Below are 17,174 nucleotides of genomic sequence, written 5' to 3' on the forward strand. Positions count from 1 at the left end.
GCGTAGTCCACCGACGGGGAAAAGATAGTTTCATGATCAAACAGCGCACGCTTAAGAATGCTATTCGCGCCACTGGCGTAGGTCTGCACACTGGCAAGAAAGTTGTACTTACCCTTAAACCAGCGCCCGTAGACACCGGTATCGTGTTCCGTAGAACCGATTTGGACCCGGTAGTTGAAATCGAGGCTCGTGCGGAAAATGTCGGCGACACTCTCCTTTCAACCACCCTGGAAAAGGGTGATGTTCGCATTGCTACGGTAGAGCACCTGCTCTCGGCAATGGCGGGCCTTGGCATTGATAACGCGGTTGTCGAGTTATCCGCTCAAGAAGTGCCTATTATGGATGGCAGTGCCGGCCCATTTGTATTTCTAATTCAATCTGCAGGTATCCAAGAGCAAGCAGCTCCGAAGAAATTCCTGCGAATCAAGAAGCCAGTAACTGTAGAGGATGGCGATAAGGTTGCCAGCTTCCTGCCTTTTAATGGCTTTAAAGTATCCTTCACAATCGACTTTGACCACCCGGTTTTCCAGGGGCGTAACCTGAGTTCATCCGTGGACTTCTCCAGCACCTCTTTTGTTAAGGAAGTGAGTCGCGCCCGTACCTTTGGCTTTATGCATGAGATCGAGTACCTGCGCTCCAAAGGCCTGGTTCAGGGGGGGTCCGTTGATAACGCAATTGTGATTGATCAGTACCGCATTCTGAATGAAGGCGGGTTGCGTTATGAAGACGAATTTGTGAAACATAAAATTCTGGATGCGATTGGCGATCTCTATCTTCTGGGGACCAGCCTGATTGGTGAGTTCAAGGCCTTTAAGTCTGGCCATGCGCTGAACAATAAATCCCTTCGCAACCTGATGGCTCAGGAGGATGCTTGGGAAATGGTCACCTTTGAAGGTGAGCAGGAAGAAGCACCGATCTCTTATATTAAGCCTATTTTGGCAGTTTGATACTTTCGCAAGAAGCCGGCATTATAGTGCCGGCTTTTTTGTATGATTGTTTCACAGAGAAAGCCTATAGATTTTTGGTATCCTTATTGGTTTGGCACCTCGGCTTGTGAGCTGGGGACTAACGAAAATTAAAAATGTCGAACTCCTCACAGTTCCTATGAAAGTAATCCTGGTTAATGAGCGCGGTGCGACTCGCAGCTTTAATTTTGGCAGTTTGAGCAAAGCCCTGTTGGGGTTGTGCTTGCTGAGCCTTCCTGTGGGTGCATTTCTGCTGGGGGCGAATTTACCGGTTACTAAAACTGACCTATTTGATTCCCGAACGGCCAAGGCCTGGAGTCGCGCACTGCGCAAACAGCAGGAAGAAATTGCTGAAGCAGATAGAGAGGCGCGGGAGCAACTGGCAGCTCTTACCGTTAAGCTTGCAGAGTTGCAGGCGCGTTTAACTCGCCTTGATGCACTGGGTGAGCGTTTAACCTCTGTTGCCAACCTTGATGAAGGAGAGTTTGAGTTTGGCAGTGCACCTGCTATCGGTGGGCCGGAAGACCCCGGAATCGCAGGTGCATCGGAGTTGCCGTATCAGCCACCGGAATTCCTGGATGTTATTGGAGATCTCTCTCATCAGATTGAAGATCGCCAAATGCAGCTGAACACACTCGAATCCCTGATGGCGAACCTCAAACTTGAGGACGAGCAGTTTTTGGCGGGCCGCCCGATTAGCAAGGGGTGGATGTCTTCCCGTTATGGTTATCGCACCGATCCATTCACTGGCCGTAGAACCTGGCATAAAGGTGTAGATTTTGCTGGCAAGATGGGCTCCGATGTTGTTTCAGTAGCCGCAGGTGTTGTCACCTGGGCTGATGAGCGCCATGGCTATGGTCAGTTAGTAGAGATTAATCACGGCAATGGTTATTCAACCCGCTATGGGCACAATAGTGAGCTTAAAGTGGGGTTGGGTGACGTGGTCAAGAGGGGGCAGACTATTGCCCTGATGGGTTCCAGTGGTCGCTCTACCGGGCCCCATGTTCACTTTGAGATATACAAGAACAACCGCACGGTTGATCCGGCTAGCTATATCCGCCGCACAGGCAGATAAGAACTATCCTTCCTTTACGCGTAATTGTTGGTAGCTTGGCATAAGAGTTGCCAGCGCTTGCGCCTTCCTGTTTACTTGCACCCCTCGCATAAAGGAGCGTCGGTGCATCGATCTGCCCGATATTAGCGCCGACAGCGCAAATAAGATAAGTGGTTTCTAGATAATGATTGGCAAACTGATTAAATCGGTCTTTGGTTCAAAAAATGACCGCGAGCTGAAGCGCATGCGACGCGTCGTGGGAAAGATCAACGCTTTGGAAGAGGATTTCCAGAAGCTTGACGATGCAGGCCTGCGGGCTAAAACGGATGAGTTTAGGCAGCGACTCGCTGACGGGGAAAAACTCGATCAAATCCTGCCTGAGGCGTTTGCGGCGGTGCGTGAAGCGGGTCGCCGGGCCATGGGTATGCGCCACTTCGATGTTCAGCTGATCGGCGGGATGACCCTGCATGAAGGGCGTATTGCAGAAATGCGTACCGGTGAAGGTAAAACCCTGGTTGCAACCCTGCCGGCCTATCTGAATGCACTTGAAGGCAAGGGCGTTCATATTGTTACGGTGAACGATTACCTCGCTTCGCGGGATGCCAATTGGATGCGCCCGGTATATGAGTTCCTGGGCATGACGGTGGGAGTTATTGTTTCCCAGCAGCCACCGGAAGAAAAGAAAGCGGCCTATGAGGCTGACATTACTTACGGCACTAATAACGAATTCGGTTTTGATTACCTGCGTGACAACATGGTGTTGCGCAAAGAGGACCGCACCCAGCGCCCTCAGAACTTCGCTATTGTCGATGAGGTGGATTCCATTCTGATCGATGAGGCGCGTACTCCGCTAATCATTTCTGGAGCCGCCGAAGACTCGTCCCACCTTTATATGGCAATGAATAAGTTGGTTCCCCAGCTGGAGCGTGCCGAAGAAGGTGGGGAGGGGCACTACACCGTTGATGAAAAGACTCGCCAGGTTGAGCTGACGGAACAGGGCCACTTGTTGATCGAAGACCTGTTGTCACGCAGCGGGTTGATGAAGGAAGACCAGTCCCTTTACGCCCCTGGGAACCTGGGCCTGTTGCACCACGTGCACGCCGCCCTGCGCGCGCATGTACTGTTTAATCGCGATGTGGATTACATCGTGCAGAATGGCCAGGTGGTGTTAATTGATGAGCACACCGGCCGGACCATGCCGGGTCGCCGTCTCTCCGAAGGCCTGCACCAGGCGCTGGAAGCAAAAGAGAGTGTGCAGATTCAGAGTGAGAGCCAGACCCTCGCTTCTACAACATTCCAGAACCTGTTCCGCTTCTACCCCAAACTTGCGGGAATGACCGGTACAGCGGATACAGAAGCGTTTGAATTTCAGCAAATTTATGGCCTGGACGTGGTGGTGATCCCCACCAATAAGCAAATTCAACGTGACGATCTCAATGACCTGGTTTACCTGAGCCAGGAAGAGAAGATGGAAGCGATTATTGAGGATGTGAAGCACTGTCGCGAAAAGCAGGCTCCAATCCTTGTAGGTACCGCTTCTATCGAAACCTCTGAAGAAATGTCCCGCAAGTTGCAAAAGGCGGGCATTAAGCACCAGGTTCTCAACGCGAAATACCACGAGCGCGAAGCACAGATTATCGCCCAGGCGGGTCGCCCGGGTGCAGTGACTATCGCTACCAATATGGCTGGTCGCGGTACCGACATTGTTCTCGGCGGTAATTGGGAGGCTGAAGCGGCAGCCCTGGCCCAGGAGAAGGGTAGTGAGCTGACCGAAGCGGAGCTCGCACAAGTCAAGGAAGATTGGAATAAGCGCCACGAGCAGGTGATCGCTGCGGGCGGTCTGCATATTATCGGTACTGAGCGCCATGAGTCCCGCCGTATTGATAACCAGCTGCGAGGCCGTGCAGGTCGTCAGGGTGACCCGGGTGTTACTCGTTTTTACTTATCCCTGGAAGATAACCTTATGCGCATCTTCGCCTCTGACCGGGTGAAGAATTTTATGCAGATGCTGGGTATGGAGCGCGGTGAGGCGATTGAGCACCGCATGGTTTCCAACGCTATCGAAAAAGCCCAGCGCCGTGTTGAAGGTCGAAACTTTGATATTCGCAAACAGTTGTTGGAATACGATGACGTGGCCAATGACCAGCGCCAGGTGATTTACGGCCAGCGCAATGAGCTGCTGGAAGCTGAGAGTATCAGCGATACGATCTCTGCCATTCGTGAAGATGTGGTTGACGGCATTGTCTCCGGTTCTATTCCTCCCCAGAGCGTAGAAGAGCAGTGGGATATTCCAGCCCTTGAGCAGCAGCTCTCTGGCGAATTGGGTATCCAGTTGCCGGTTCAGCAGTGGCTCGATGAAGATCGCACTCTGCACGAAGAGAGCCTGCGGAAAAAGATTACTGTCGCCGCGCAGGAGGCTTATGCGGCAAAAGTTTCCCGCATTGGTGAATCTTCCGGTGATGCCAATCTGATGCCGACTATCGAGCGTCAGATTATGCTGCAAGTATTGGATCAGTTGTGGAAGGAGCACCTTTCCAGCATGGACCACTTGCGTGCGGGTATTGGTTTGCGGGCTTACGCCAACAAAAACCCCAAGCAGGAATTCAAGCGCGAGTCTTTCCATCTGTTCCAGAGCATGCTGGAGAACCTCAAGCATGAAGTAGTGCGCATTCTTGCCCACGTAGAGCCGATGACTCGTGAGCAAGCGGAAGAGATGGAGCAGCGTCGCTTGGAAGAGCAGCGCAGGCAGCAGCTTGAGCTGCAACACGCTCAAGCTTCGGCGCTTCCAGAAAGTGAGCCCAAGGAGCAGCAGCCGGCTACCCCGGCACCGGAGCGTCGCGGTCCTAAAGTCGGGCGCAATGATCCCTGCCCCTGTGGTTCCGGGAAAAAGTACAAGCAGTGTCACGGCAAGCTGGCTTCCTCTACCCAGAGCTAATTTTCTACCGCTTGGATTCAGAAAGTGCCCCGCTTAGCGGGGTATTTTTTTAACCGGTAGAAGAATTATCTGCGGAAAAAAATTTTAATCCCGCAGATAAGTTTATTTTTGGCTTGCCTTACTGAGGTTCGGCTTTGATAATGTCGGCCGCTCATTTATTTCCGCTATTCCGTTTGGGTGAACTGGGGTCTAGGTTTACCTGCAGCTGTGATAGCCCAAAGTCGTTATTCTTATGCCTGAATTATCCATACCCGCTGTCGAAGGGGTTCGCCTCGCCAGTGTGCCTGCCAGGATCAAAGACTGGGAACGCAATGACCTGTTGTTGGTTGAGCTTGCTGAGGGAACTTCAGTTGCAGCCACTTTTACCCAGAATACTTTTTGTGCGGCTCCAGTAACGGTGGCCAAAGAGCATATCGCCAAAGGAGAAGTGCGAGCCCTGGTGGTTAATGCCGGCAATGCTAATGCCGCTACTGGGGTAAGGGGACTGGCGGATGCCCGGGCTACTTGCGAGGCGGTGGCAGATGCACTGAAGATTTCTGCTGAACAAGTATTGCCTTTTAGTACTGGTGTCATTGGTGAGCACTTGCCGATGGAGAGGTTACTCACTGCTATCCCGGGGTCTGCTGGACAGCTTGATCCCGCCGGATGGGAATTGGCGGCCGAGTCCATTATGACTACGGACACCCGGCCAAAGATTGCGAGCCGCAAGTTAATGATTAATGGTGAAGAGATTGCCGTTGTCGGTATTGCCAAAGGTTCCGGCATGATCCAGCCGAATATGGCTACCATGCTCGCCTATGTCGCCACTGATGCCGGTGTGACGCAGCCCCTGCTAGATCAAATGGTGCGCGAAGTTGTCGGGGCCTCATTTAATCGAATTAGCGTAGATGGAGATACCTCGACGAATGATGCTTGTGTTTTGATGGCCACAGGTGCGCGGGGGGAGATGATCAGCAGCTCTGAGAATACTGGCTACCTGGAGCTGTATAGGGCAATTTCGGAAATACATATAGAGCTGGCCCAGGCCATTGTCAGGGACGGTGAGGGAGCGACCAAGTTTGTTACCGTACAAGTGGATGGCGCGCTCAGCAGTGAAGAGGCCTTGGAGGTAGCTTTTGAAGTCGGTGATTCTCCGCTGGTGAAAACTGCACTTTATGCCTCAGACCCCAACTGGGGTCGGCTGGTGATGGCGATCGGCAATGCTATCCAAGGCGAATTAGACACCGATAAGGTGGAGATTTTCCTCGATAATGTGCAGGTAGTAAGTGCCGGTGGGCGCGCATCTGGATATCAAGAGCAGGCTGGAGAGCAGGTATTTTCAAAACCTGAATTTACTATCCGTATAGAGCTGGGTCGCGGTGCCAGCAGTGAGCACATCTGGACCTGTGACTTCTCTCACGAGTATGTCACCATCAACGCAGAATATCGGACTTGAGGTAGTAGAGTGAGTAAGGTTGTCCATGTTGCTGTCGGTGTAGTAACCCGAGGGGACGGCAAGATCCTGATTGCCCGCCGTCCCGACCATTTGCATATGGGGGGGCGCTGGGAATTTCCCGGTGGCAAGGTGGAAGCTGGTGAGTCTGTGCAGGAGGCGCTCTATAGGGAGCTACTTGAAGAAGTGGCTATTGAAGTACAGGAGTTGCAGCCTCTGGTAGAAATTCGTCACGATTACCCTGAAAAAACCGTGCTGCTGGATACCTGGCAGGTAACGCAGTTCACGGGTGAGGCTCTTGGACTAGAGCAGCAGGAAATCAAGTGGGTGTCTGCTGGGGAGCTGGATAACTTCCAATTCCCCGATGCCAATCAAGCAATTATTGAAGCGGTAAAAGGGCGTTTCTCCTAAGCTTCATCTTGAACAGCTGCTTGCAGGCAGCTGTTCAAGTGGGTTGGATGGCCTTAATGGCGGGGCTTGTTCGGGTCCAGGTTATCACTCAGCACATCGTCATACACTGACTCCCCGGGAATCTTGTGTCCCTCACTAGCCCATTCGCCGAGATCAATCAGCTTGCAACGTTCGCTACAAAAAGGTTTGAAGGGAAACTTATCGCTCCACTCAATGGGCTTTTTGCAGGTAGGGCAGTTGAGTGTCGGCGTTACGCTGGATTTAGGCATAAGTTAGCTTGGGCTCTAAAGTGATCTGAATCGGAATTGTACTCTAATTAACTTACGGAGCCTCTGAATAACTCCGTGATACCTCTGGCATGCAGAGCGGTTCACAATCAAGGCGCGGCTTCGCAGGAATGTCTAGACCTTTCAAGAGGTCGCAACGCAGAGTGTGAATCGCTCTGCAAGCCCCGAAGGGCGGGCCTTGAAGGCCACAGCTGCTGCGTTGCAGCTCTAGCAAAGGGCTGCGGCCATTCGCGGCGAGCTGCGCCTAACATCTGCAACCCTCAAGGCCCGCAGAGGCATTACGGAGTTATTCAGAGGCTCCTTGGCTCGATTGTTCCAGCCGAGCAATCCGTAAGTATTCCCGGTGGAGCTGCTCTACTTGAGCTTTGAGTGAGGCTAAGTCACTAGCGTTATCCAGTACGTCATCCGCCTTCTCTAGTCGTTGTTCCCTTTTTAGCTGGGCCGCCATGATTTTGCGAATCTGCTCCCGCTGACTGTTATCTCGTGCACTGGCGCGCTCAAGCTGCAAAGCCTCGGGTAGATCGACTACACAAATCCTGTTAACGAGCTCATATTGGCCTGACTCAATCAGGAGGGGGGATTCCAATATTGCGTAGGGCCCCTGACTTGCGTTCAGTGAGGAAGTTATTTCTTCTCTAATCAGTGGGTGTAATAGACTTTCCAGCCATTGCCGTTCGCCCGGGTCGTCAAATATCAGTGTGCGCAGTTTGCTCCGGTTTAATTCGCCACTTTCCAGTAAGACATCGGCCCCGAAGTGACGGGCTATCTGTTCCAGGGCGGGCTTTCCCGGTTGTACCACAACCCTTGCCGCCCAGTCTGCATCTACTACATTAATTCCCAGGCCACGGAAATACCCAGCTGCTGCTGACTTTCCGCTACCGATCCCGCCGGTTAAGCCTACGGTAAACAATGGCTGTCCTCCCCAAGAATAAATAAGGTTGCGGTATAAATAAAAACCCCGGCCAGATAGCTGGCCGGGGTCATAGTAAAGCAAATAGGCGGAGAATGGTGAGTTGGTCGCTTAGCTGCTGAGACCAGAGATATTGAAATACCAGTTCATAATGCGGTCCCCCCACAGCATAGCGATCCAGCCGGCACCAGCGAGATAGGGGCCAAAAGCGATGGGCAGGTTGCGATCTCGTCCTACGGCGATACTCCAGGAAATGCCAGCAGCTGCGCCAACAGCAGCGGAAAGTAGGATGACCATTGGCAGCACTTGCCAGCCAAACCAGGCGCCAATGGCTGCCAGGATTTTAAAATCTCCAGCCCCCATACCTTCCTTGCCGGTAACAATCTTAAAGATGTGGAACACCAGCCAAAGAGATAGGTAGCCGGCGATAGCTCCGATTACAGCGTCCTGCAGAGAAGCAAATGCTCCCCAAATATTGATTAGCAAACCGGCCCAGAGTAACGGCAGAGTAATACTGTCTGGAAGCAGCTGCTTGTCAAAATCGATACCCGTTAAGGCGACCAAGGCCCAGGTAAAAAAGCATCCAGCCAGTGCCTGCCAAGTGAAGCCCAGCTGCCAGACAACGACAGCGGTCAGAATGCCGGTAATCAGTTCTATCATTGGGTAGCGCTTGGAAATAGCGGTGCCGCAGGAGCCGCACTTGCCACGAAGCAAAAGGTAGCTAATGATGGGGATATTTTGCCAGGGCTTGATTTCCACTTTGCACTTGGGACAATGGGAGTGAGGAAGTACCAAATTAAAGGGCTTGCCTAGTTCACGCTGCTCCTCACTTGAGGGTTTTATGCCAAAGTAGTTGTAGAAATCCCGCTTGTAGCTACGTTCCATCATTACCGGGAGGCGCAAGATTACAACGTTGAGGAAGCTGCCTATTAGGGCGCCAAAAATAAAGGCGCTAGTGAGAAGTAGCGCCGGATATAAGGATAGATTCTCGAGCATTAAAAAGTTTCTTATACCACTTGGCCAAGCTGGAAGATAGGTAAATACATGGCGATCATTAAACCACCAACGAGTATGCCGAGCACAGCCATAATCATGGGTTCAAGTAAGGTGGTAAGGTTGTCGACCATATTATCTACAGCCTCCTCATAAAAGTCGGCGACTTTTCCAAGCATTTCATCGAGTGCGCCAGATTCTTCACCAATAGCAGTCATTTGTATTAGCATGGTGGGGAACAGCCCTGATGAACGCAGGGCAGCATTAAGAGGAATACCAGTTGCTACAGCGTCCCTAATTTTTAAAGTTGCTTCTTCATAAACACTATTACCTGTAGCTCCGGAAACTGATTTTAGGGCATCGATTAAAGGAACGCCTGCGGCAAAAGTTGTAGAAAGGGTGCGAGCAAAGCGAGCTGCTATTGAATTGTAGGTTATTTGTCCAAGGATAGGTATTTTAAGTACAAGTCTATCAATAAATTCGGCAACGCTTTTATTGCGTTTTTTCGCTTCAAGTAGACCGCCTATTCCGATGACAGCAGCGGCTAGAAGAATAAGCCAGTTACGTTGCATCCACTCAGATAAGCTGACTACAAACTTGGTAAAGGCTGGTAAATCAGCGCCAAAGCCTGAAAATGTCTCAGCGAACTGAGGAACTACCTTAATAAGCAGTATAGAAGTTACAACTATCGCTACTACTATAACTGCAATAGGGTAAGTCATTGCTTTCTTAATTTTTGCTTTTAATGCTTCAGTTTTTTCTTTATAGGTCGCGATCCTATCTAGCATTGTTTCAAGTGCGCCAGATTGCTCACCAGAGGCTACTAAATTGCAGAAAAGATTGTCGAAGTACAAAGGATGCTTACGCAGGGCATCCGCAAATGTAGTTCCTGAGGCGACATCCTCCTTGATTTTGAGTATTAACTCTCTAACCCCCTGATTATCTAAGCCATCAGCAACAATTTCAAAACTCTGCACCAAAGGAACACCGGCTTTCATCATGGTGGCCATTTGGCGAGTAAAGAGTGCGATATCCGCTGGTTTTACTTTCTTCTTTCCACTACCAAACAGAGCCTTTGGTTTTTTTTGCACCCGATTGGCAATAATACCTTGCTTTCGCAACTGGGCTTTGACTAAGGCCGGGCTGGTCCCGCTAATCTCCCCTTGCACCTTGGTACCCTTGCGATCTATGCCTTTATAGATGTACTCAACTGCTGTGGCATTAGCCATGGTTACTGTTCCTGTTTTCAATCTCTCATAAAAGGCTGTCAAACTTGCAAAAGATAGCCTTTTATTCTTAGCTTATTCTAGTAATAACTCTAAAGTGGGGCTAAAAGGTTCCCTGCAAAATTTCAAGTACGCTATGCGTCTCCGAAGGCTCTGCTAGTCCTGGGTGACCCTATTTGCCTCTTCCAGGCTGATGACTCCCATTACAACTTTTCTTAAAGCTGAAATCCTTAGGTTATTAAAGCCCTCCTTAAGGGCTTGGTCGGCAATCTGTATTGAGTTACCGCCTTCCATTATAATTCTGGAGATACTGTCTGTAATGCGAACTACTTCATATACACCTACGCGACCCTTGTAACCCTTAGAGCAGTGTTCGCACCCAACCGGCTGAAAAATTGTCCACTCCTTTTCAGGGATAGTGACTGTAGAAAAACCTTCAGCTTTTAGTACCTCACCTGGCAATGTGATTGGTTTTTTACATTCGCCACATAGTCTGCGAGCCAGGCGCTGTGCAATAATTACACTTACGGATGTGGCGATATTGAAGGTGGGTACCCCCATATTCATAAGTCGAGTTAGGGTTTCGGGGGCGGAGTTGGTATGTAGAGTTGATAATACTAGGTGGCCCGTTTGCGCTGCTTTAATTGCAATTTCAGCAGTTTCTAAGTCCCTGATCTCCCCCACCATAACAATGTCGGGATCTTGTCTTAAAAAGGAGCGGAGTGCTTCGGCGAAATTGAGCCCGACCTTGGTTGATACGTTAACTTGGTTTATGCCTTCTAGATTGATTTCAACAGGGTCTTCCGCGGTGGAAATATTGCGCTCTGGAGTATTTAGAATATTTAGGCCAGTGTAGAGAGAGACCGTTTTACCTGAGCCGGTGGGCCCTGTAACCAGAATCATCCCTTGGGGTTGTGCAAGGGCATCCATGTAGAGCTTTTTCTGCGCATCTTCATAGCCTAGAGCGTCAATACCAAGCTTGGCCGAGGATGGATCTAGTATACGAAGTACGATTTTTTCCCCCCAGAGGGTGGGTAAGCTGTTTACTCGGAAGTCGATAGCCTTGGTTTTCGACAGTTTCATTTTTATTCGGCCGTCTTGAGGAACCCGACGTTCGGAGATATCCATCTTGGACATCACTTTTAGGCGAGCGGACAAGCGTGTTGCCAATTGTATGGGAGGTTTGGCAATTTCATGTAGAATCCCGTCAGTGCGAAAGCGCACACGAAAAGATTTCTCGTAGGGCTCAAAGTGAATGTCCGAAGCGCCGGTTCTTATTGCGTCAAGTAAGACCTTGTTTACAAATCTGACGACAGGGGCTTCGTCACCGCCGGGTTCACTGTCACTGTTTTGTTCGGTCTCCGTATCATCTACATCTAATCCATCAAGGGCTTCGTCGTCTATATCACCGAGTCTTGAGCTAATATCATCACTGCCAGATAAATAGCTCTCTATAGCTTTGGCTAGTTTATCGGCTTCAACAAGGACTGCATCGGTATTTAGCCCGGTATTAAAGTTGATCTCAGTGAGGGCAGAGAGGTTGGCGGGATCAGCAACCGCAACAAATAATCGACTCCCACGCCTAATAAGCGGAAGAGTAAAGTGTTTGCTGATTAATTTTTCATCCACGATATTCTTGGGGATAAGATCAAAGTCATAACTGCCAAGGTCAAAAAGTGGACATCCAAAGGCTTGCATGGCAATTTTTGCGAGCTCTTTGCTACTAAGAAGCTTGGATTCAACGGCATGCTGCGCAAAAGTTAGGCCTTCTCGTTTAGCGGCCTTAATAGCCTCCTCTGCTGTACTTTCCTCCAAAATCTGGTCTGCTACTAATCGCTTGGCCAGTCCGCTTAACAAGGGGGTTGTCATAGTTAATACTGCCGCATTTAGTTTCGCTGGGGAGCGAAGTCGCCAATCCCTGCACTTGAAGTTTTCGCCATTATAACAGTGGATGCAAGGGAAGGGAGTAAGAGGACCGTGGTGTATGGAGTGTATGGGCAGGTTGTGAGATAGCGCCGATTAATGCAGGGTAGTGACAATTTTCGTCACTACCTATTGGAATTTGTCAGCATCTGTGCTTTCTGCGTGAGCTACAAGGTAGCGCGCTTTTAAAGCACAGCTTGAAATTGGCAGTGGTATTGGAGCTTGTCACTCTTGGCATGAAGCTTGTATATTGTTCCGCGACTTCCTCACGGAATTCACTTAATTAAAAGTCTGTATGGAGACGGTTACAATGAAAAAGCAACAGGGTTTTACTCTTATTGAATTGATGATCGTGGTAGCGATCATTGGTATTTTGGCGGCTGTTGCGCTGCCCGCCTATCAGGATTACACCTCGAAAGCAAAAGGTACTGAAGTAATTCTGGCAGCTTCCTCGTGCCGTACGGCAGTGACTGACGTTGTTCAAAATTCACTCACGGCGGATGTATCAGCAGTTTTGCCTAATCTTTGTGAGTTCAAGGCAACAAAGTATGTTAAGTCAGGATCCGTTTCAGCAGATGGTGTGATCACCATTGTTGGCAATGATGCTACTCTCACTGGGCTGACAGCCTCTACCAATGAAATTGATTTGACCCCTTATGTTGATGATAAAGGAACTGCTGTTACAGGTAGCACTGACGGTGGCAAGCAAATCTATGAGTGGAAGTGTGGTCCTGGTACTAATGCATACCCGCGTAAACTTCTGCCGGGAACCTGCCAAGGCTAAGGCTTAGAGTACTTAAAGGGCGTGATTTCACGCCCTTTTTTTTGTTTATTTTTTAATTCTATATTTGTTAGTTAAGTGAAAGATCGTTTACAAGCATTCTCTATACATCTCGCTATTAGCTTTCTGTTATTTATTATACTTGGGGCTTTTATTCGCTGGGTTTGGTTTCCAGGCTTTTTATTTGAGGTGGACGGTGGCTGGCAAGGCATAAAAATAATTGCCGGTGTGGATTTGATAATAGGTCCGTTATTGACGCTACTTGTGTTTAATAAAGCTAAGGCGAGTTTGCGTAAGGATTTGGCAGTTGTTGGTTGTTTACAACTTTTATGTATTGTTGGTGGTATGTGGGTTGTTGGAGATAGCCGCCCCTTGGTAGTTGCTTACTATGATGGAAGCTTCTCGACCGTCAATAAATACTCTTTTGAAAATAATAATGTCCAGCACGAAGATGTGGTAGGGCATATCTCTTGGCTTGGGCCAACTTGGGTTTCTTTGGAGTTGCCGGATTATGCAGTTGATCGAGAGCTCATCTTGTCAATGTGGGACTTTATGGGGGAGGATATTGCTACTAATGTAAATTTATATGCTCCTTACGGGAAGAATAGCTTTGAGCGGGTAGAGGAAATTCAGCAAGATAAAAAGGACTACTTGAAAGTCCATAGTTACTCAGCGCGGTATTATCGTGGAGAGCTATTGGTTGATGTTCGTTCGGGAGAGGTTGTTGAACTGCTTTCTAAGCTATAGCACTCGTAACACATGCTCGCACTAGGTAGCTAGTATAAGTGGCGCTCGTATATCTGCTGGAATTTTCATTGGGTTCATGTGAGGTTTTTAGGTTGTTTGCGTGGAGGCTAACCGGCCCGGAGCCCGCACGCCCTCCTCTTTTGCTTGTGCGGGTGTAGCAGTTGTCTGGTGCTTGTTTGGGGTTATTTTATTATGAGGTCATTTTCATAAGATCCAGTATTTCCTAGGTATGCCAGGGGATAATGATCTTCAATTTCCTAGTAGAGTCGGTGAGTATTCATTTGCGGTTAGAAAAAGTCTCTAGTCTTTTGAGTGGTTTCCCATTTTAAGCTTTCTAGTTTATGTCCAACCAAGTGTATTGTTTTATAAGTATTTTGATCGCTGTTATTTATCGACTGCAATAACCCGCTAATCAATAAAACTTTCCTGCTTATGATTTCGGTTCTGTATTTTTCTTGTAGGGCTTTGTGAAGTACCACATTGACAGAGCCAGTTTCATCTTCAAGCGTTAAAAATATAACCCCTGAAGCACTTCCTGGCCTTTGTCTGCAGGTAACTACTCCTATTGCACTAATATATTGGTTGTCTCTGCAATGAGGAAGGTCCTTGGCAAAAGCACACTTTTGAAAGCGTTTCTTCCTGCGCAAAATCGCAACTGGGTGCTCTGCTAAAGATAGGTCAATGCTCTGGTAATCACTATCGGTGTTATCTTTTATTGTGGTTTTAGTTTGAAAATAGAGCTCACGATCAATTTTCTTGCGGCCTAAGGAGGCCCAGCTATCTCGGTAGCGGTTTTGACCAAATGAGGCAAAAGCATTGGCTCTGACTAGATGAGTAAGTTGATCCTTTTCAATGTTTGTGCAACTTTGTACCTGTGCCAGGGAGTGAATTCTTTCTTTGCTTCTTAATTTTCTAATAGTTTCTGCTGTAGTTTCTTTGAGCCCTTTAATTAGACGCATACCTAAACGAACGGCAGCTACTGTGGACCCATTGCTTATTTTTTGACTGGATGCCAAAGATGAATTATTGGTTTGTTGTTTGTCTCTATTCTTATAATTTATAACAGGTAGGGTATGTGAAAAAGAAGAACCTAGTACTTCTACGTTATGGTCCCAAACGCTATAGAGCACATCAATGGGTAGTACCTTAACCCCATGTCGCTGGGCGTCATAAACCAGTTGCGCCGGGGCATAGAAGCCCATAGGTTGGCTATTGAGTAGTCCGCAGTAGAAGGCCGCTGGGTGATGACGTTTTATCCAGGCGGAGAAGTAGGCTAAAAGTGCGAAGCTAGCAGAATGAGATTCTGGGAAACCGTAAGAGCCAAATCCTTTCATTTGATTAAATAATTGTTCAGCGAAATCTTCCCTATAGCCATTGCTCTGCATTCCTTGGACTAATTTATCTTTAAATCTATACAAGTCCCCATTTTTTCCCCAGCTGGCCATGGCTCGGCGAAGCTCATCCGCTTCACCGCCGCTAAACCCTGCTGCGACCATCGATAGTTGAATAACTTGTTCTTGAAATATAGGAACACCGAGAGTGCGCTCAAGCACTGGACGTAAACTGTTATGAGGATAGCGCACGGTCTCCAATCCCTGCTTGCGTTTCAAATAGGGGTGTACCATGCCGCCTTGAATTGGCCCGGGGCGGACAATGGCGATTTCTATAGTAAGCTCATAAAAATTTCGAGGTTGTAATCTTGGCAACATGCTCATTTGAGCGCGAGATTCAATTTGAAAGACTCCAACGGTATCGGCCTTGCACATCATTTCGTAGACCTGTGAGTCTTCGCCGGGAATATCCTGCAATCGCAATTTGGGGCCGTATAGAGCAATATAATTCAGGGATTTACGCAGTGCAGTCAGCATACCCAGCGCGAGCACATCGACCTTCATTAGTTTTAAATCTTCGATATCCTCTTTGTCCCATTGGATTAGGGTGCGATCCTCCATAGCGGCATTTTCAATTGGAACCAGCTGGTGTAATGGTTGTTCTGTAATAACAAAACCGCCTACATGTTGCGATAGATGTCTTGGAAAGCCATATATTTGCTGCAGTAACTGCGGGAACATTTTTCCTATTGCACTGCTCGGATCTATTCCCACTTTCTGCATTTGTTGGGGGAAGCTATCTAGAGTGTCCCACCAGGCGCGTTCAGCAATAAGTTGTTCTATTGTGGCAGCGTTGATACCAAGGGCTTTGCCGATATCCCTTACGGCGCTTTTAAAGCGGTAGGTGATCTTACTAGCGGTAAGTCCAGCTCTTTCGCGGCTATATTTTGTGTAAATATACTGAATAACTTCTTCACGTCGTTCGTGCTCAAAGTCTACATCAATATCTGGGGGTTCATTGCGTTCCCGTGAGATAAACCGTTCAAATAGCAATCCAATTTTATGAGGATCTATCTCTGTGATGAATAGGCAGTAGCAAACTACTGAATTGGCTGCGGAGCCACGTCCCTGGTACAAGATATGATTTTCGCGGGCAAACTGGATTATATCGTAAATGGTTAGAAAGTAATGCTCATATTGCAGTTCTGCTATTATTGCGAGTTCTTTATTGATAATCTCATCAATTCTCTTTTCAGGACCCTGTGGCCAGCGAGCAGCCCTTCCTATTTGTACTAGCTTTTTTAAATAGCTGCTCGCATTACTTTCTTGAGGGATAACTTCTGATGGGTATTCGTAACTGAGTTCGCTCAAGCAAAAAGTACACTGTTTGGCAATGAGGTTGGTATTGTCTATAGACTCTTTGGAGTGTAACGACTGGATATCACCTAAGCTGCGAAGATAACGTTCAGCATTTTGCTCAATACGATACCCTAGATTATCCAGGGTACAGTTATGGTAATTTGCGTTGAGTACATCTTGTAGTGGCTTTCGGCTATAGCAGTGCATCAAGACATGATTGGTTGCAACCAAGGAAATATTCTCTCTTCTTGCAAGCTCACTAATTCTATTGGACTTAAGGCTTTCCTCTGCGTGTAGGTGATTGTTGATGGCAATGTAAAGCCGTTCGCTGAAGGTTTTCTTGATTTCTTCAGGTATTTCTATCTTATTAAAATTTGGAATCCAGATGGCAATTAGGTTTTTGCATAACTCTACCAGGTCACTTTGATAAGTAATGTAGGTTCCTTTTTTTGCCCTTAAGCGTGATTTTGAAATTAACTGGCATAGCTCGCTGTAGGCAGTTTTGTCCGGAGCCAGTAGAACTATTTCTATGCTGTTATGGAGCCGGAAATAACTGCCAAAAATTAGTTTAAACTCGGGATTTTTAGAGTCTGTAGACTTGATGGTTTCAAGTTCTTTATAGGCTCTAACGGCTCCGGAAAGGGAGCATTCATCGGTGATAGCAAGGGCTGTATATTGCAGGTTGTAAGCAGTGTGGACTAATTCCTGCGGATGCGATGCCCCCTGCAGAAAAGAAAAATTGCTTTGACAATAGAGTTCGGCGTACCTCATGCTGATTCTCTCGGCGTCTATCTGTTGATTGTGATGGGATTTGGGTTTT

General features: G+C 48.3%; 13 protein-coding genes. 7 read left to right on the forward strand and 6 right to left on the reverse strand.

Annotated features, from left to right (window positions below; translation table 11 throughout):
- Positions 1–32: 32 nt before the first annotated feature.
- From lpxC to mutT, 5 genes are all read left to right on the forward strand, one after another.
- On the forward strand, positions 33–947 hold the full coding sequence (gene lpxC / locus ACJJI5_RS06825; protein WP_282933860.1) for a UDP-3-O-acyl-N-acetylglucosamine deacetylase: 915 nt from the start codon (positions 33–35) through the stop codon (positions 945–947).
- 157 nt (positions 948–1,104) lie between these two features.
- A complete protein-coding gene (locus ACJJI5_RS06830; protein WP_413663007.1) occupies positions 1,105–2,040 on the forward strand; it encodes a M23 family metallopeptidase in 936 nt (311 codons plus the stop codon).
- 163 nt (positions 2,041–2,203) lie between these two features.
- The gene (gene secA, locus ACJJI5_RS06835) at positions 2,204–4,954 is read left to right on the forward strand and encodes a preprotein translocase subunit SecA (RefSeq protein WP_445355853.1); all 2,751 of its coding nucleotides are present in this window, start codon (positions 2,204–2,206) and stop codon (positions 4,952–4,954) included.
- A 232-nt stretch (positions 4,955–5,186) separates the two neighbouring features.
- A complete protein-coding gene (gene argJ / locus ACJJI5_RS06840) occupies positions 5,187–6,389 on the forward strand; it encodes a bifunctional glutamate N-acetyltransferase/amino-acid acetyltransferase ArgJ (RefSeq protein ID WP_445355854.1) in 1,203 nt (400 codons plus the stop codon).
- 9 nt (positions 6,390–6,398) lie between these two features.
- Positions 6,399–6,797 (forward strand): 8-oxo-dGTP diphosphatase MutT, encoded by a 399-nt coding sequence (mutT, locus tag ACJJI5_RS06845; RefSeq protein WP_444896376.1) that lies wholly within the window; start codon positions 6,399–6,401, stop codon positions 6,795–6,797.
- A gap of 53 nt (positions 6,798–6,850) precedes the next feature.
- Here the strand turns inward: mutT and yacG are convergent, their stop codons facing one another.
- From yacG to pilB, 5 genes are all read right to left on the reverse strand, one after another.
- Positions 6,851–7,066 carry a DNA gyrase inhibitor YacG gene (gene yacG / locus ACJJI5_RS06850; protein ID WP_445355855.1) on the reverse strand — a complete coding sequence of 72 codons (216 nt, stop codon included), beginning with the start codon at positions 7,064–7,066 and terminating at the stop codon, positions 6,851–6,853.
- A 304-nt stretch (positions 7,067–7,370) separates the two neighbouring features.
- Complete coding sequence (coaE, locus tag ACJJI5_RS06855) at positions 7,371–7,994, reverse strand: dephospho-CoA kinase (protein WP_445355856.1); 624 nt, start codon at positions 7,992–7,994, stop codon at positions 7,371–7,373.
- A gap of 111 nt (positions 7,995–8,105) precedes the next feature.
- A complete protein-coding gene (locus ACJJI5_RS06860; protein WP_445355857.1) occupies positions 8,106–8,990 on the reverse strand; it encodes a prepilin peptidase in 885 nt (294 codons plus the stop codon).
- 11 nt (positions 8,991–9,001) lie between these two features.
- Complete coding sequence (locus ACJJI5_RS06865; RefSeq protein WP_445355858.1) at positions 9,002–10,216, reverse strand: type II secretion system F family protein; 1,215 nt, start codon at positions 10,214–10,216, stop codon at positions 9,002–9,004.
- Positions 10,217–10,369: 153 nt separating this feature from the next.
- Positions 10,370–12,082 (reverse strand): type IV-A pilus assembly ATPase PilB, encoded by a 1,713-nt coding sequence (gene pilB / locus ACJJI5_RS06870; protein WP_445355859.1) that lies wholly within the window; start codon positions 12,080–12,082, stop codon positions 10,370–10,372.
- Between the two features lie 364 nt (positions 12,083–12,446).
- Here pilB and ACJJI5_RS06875 point away from each other — a divergent pair, with 364 nt between their 5' ends.
- Together ACJJI5_RS06875 and ACJJI5_RS06880 are read left to right on the forward strand one after the other, a co-directional pair.
- Positions 12,447–12,920, forward strand: coding sequence for a pilin (locus ACJJI5_RS06875; protein WP_445355860.1), 474 nt, complete (start codon positions 12,447–12,449; stop codon positions 12,918–12,920).
- Between the two features lie 75 nt (positions 12,921–12,995).
- On the forward strand, positions 12,996–13,664 hold the full coding sequence (locus tag ACJJI5_RS06880; RefSeq protein ID WP_445355861.1) for a hypothetical protein: 669 nt from the start codon (positions 12,996–12,998) through the stop codon (positions 13,662–13,664).
- A gap of 287 nt (positions 13,665–13,951) precedes the next feature.
- Here ACJJI5_RS06880 and ACJJI5_RS06885 read toward each other — a convergent pair whose 3' ends face one another.
- Complete coding sequence (locus tag ACJJI5_RS06885; RefSeq protein ID WP_445355862.1) at positions 13,952–17,125, reverse strand: error-prone DNA polymerase; 3,174 nt, start codon at positions 17,123–17,125, stop codon at positions 13,952–13,954.
- Positions 17,126–17,174 lie beyond the last annotated feature (49 nt).

This window comes from Microbulbifer maximicatervae (SeqCode) (genome assembly GCF_052467955.1).

Coding starts and splice junctions, on each gene's coding strand:
- lpxC (WP_282933860.1), top strand. CDS start 33: ATGATCAAACAGCGCACGCTTAAGAATGCTATTCGCGCCACTGGCGTA.
- ACJJI5_RS06830 (WP_413663007.1), top strand. CDS start 1,105: ATGAAAGTAATCCTGGTTAATGAGCGCGGTGCGACTCGCAGCTTTAAT.
- secA (WP_445355853.1), top strand. CDS start 2,204: ATGATTGGCAAACTGATTAAATCGGTCTTTGGTTCAAAAAATGACCGC.
- argJ (WP_445355854.1), top strand. CDS start 5,187: ATGCCTGAATTATCCATACCCGCTGTCGAAGGGGTTCGCCTCGCCAGT.
- yacG (WP_445355855.1), bottom strand. CDS start 7,066: ATGCCTAAATCCAGCGTAACGCCGACACTCAACTGCCCTACCTGCAAA.
- ACJJI5_RS06860 (WP_445355857.1), bottom strand. CDS start 8,990: ATGCTCGAGAATCTATCCTTATATCCGGCGCTACTTCTCACTAGCGCC.
- ACJJI5_RS06865 (WP_445355858.1), bottom strand. CDS start 10,216: ATGGCTAATGCCACAGCAGTTGAGTACATCTATAAAGGCATAGATCGC.
- pilB (WP_445355859.1), bottom strand. CDS start 12,082: ATGACAACCCCCTTGTTAAGCGGACTGGCCAAGCGATTAGTAGCAGAC.
- ACJJI5_RS06875 (WP_445355860.1), top strand. CDS start 12,447: ATGAAAAAGCAACAGGGTTTTACTCTTATTGAATTGATGATCGTGGTA.
- ACJJI5_RS06885 (WP_445355862.1), bottom strand. CDS start 17,125: ATGAGGTACGCCGAACTCTATTGTCAAAGCAATTTTTCTTTTCTGCAG.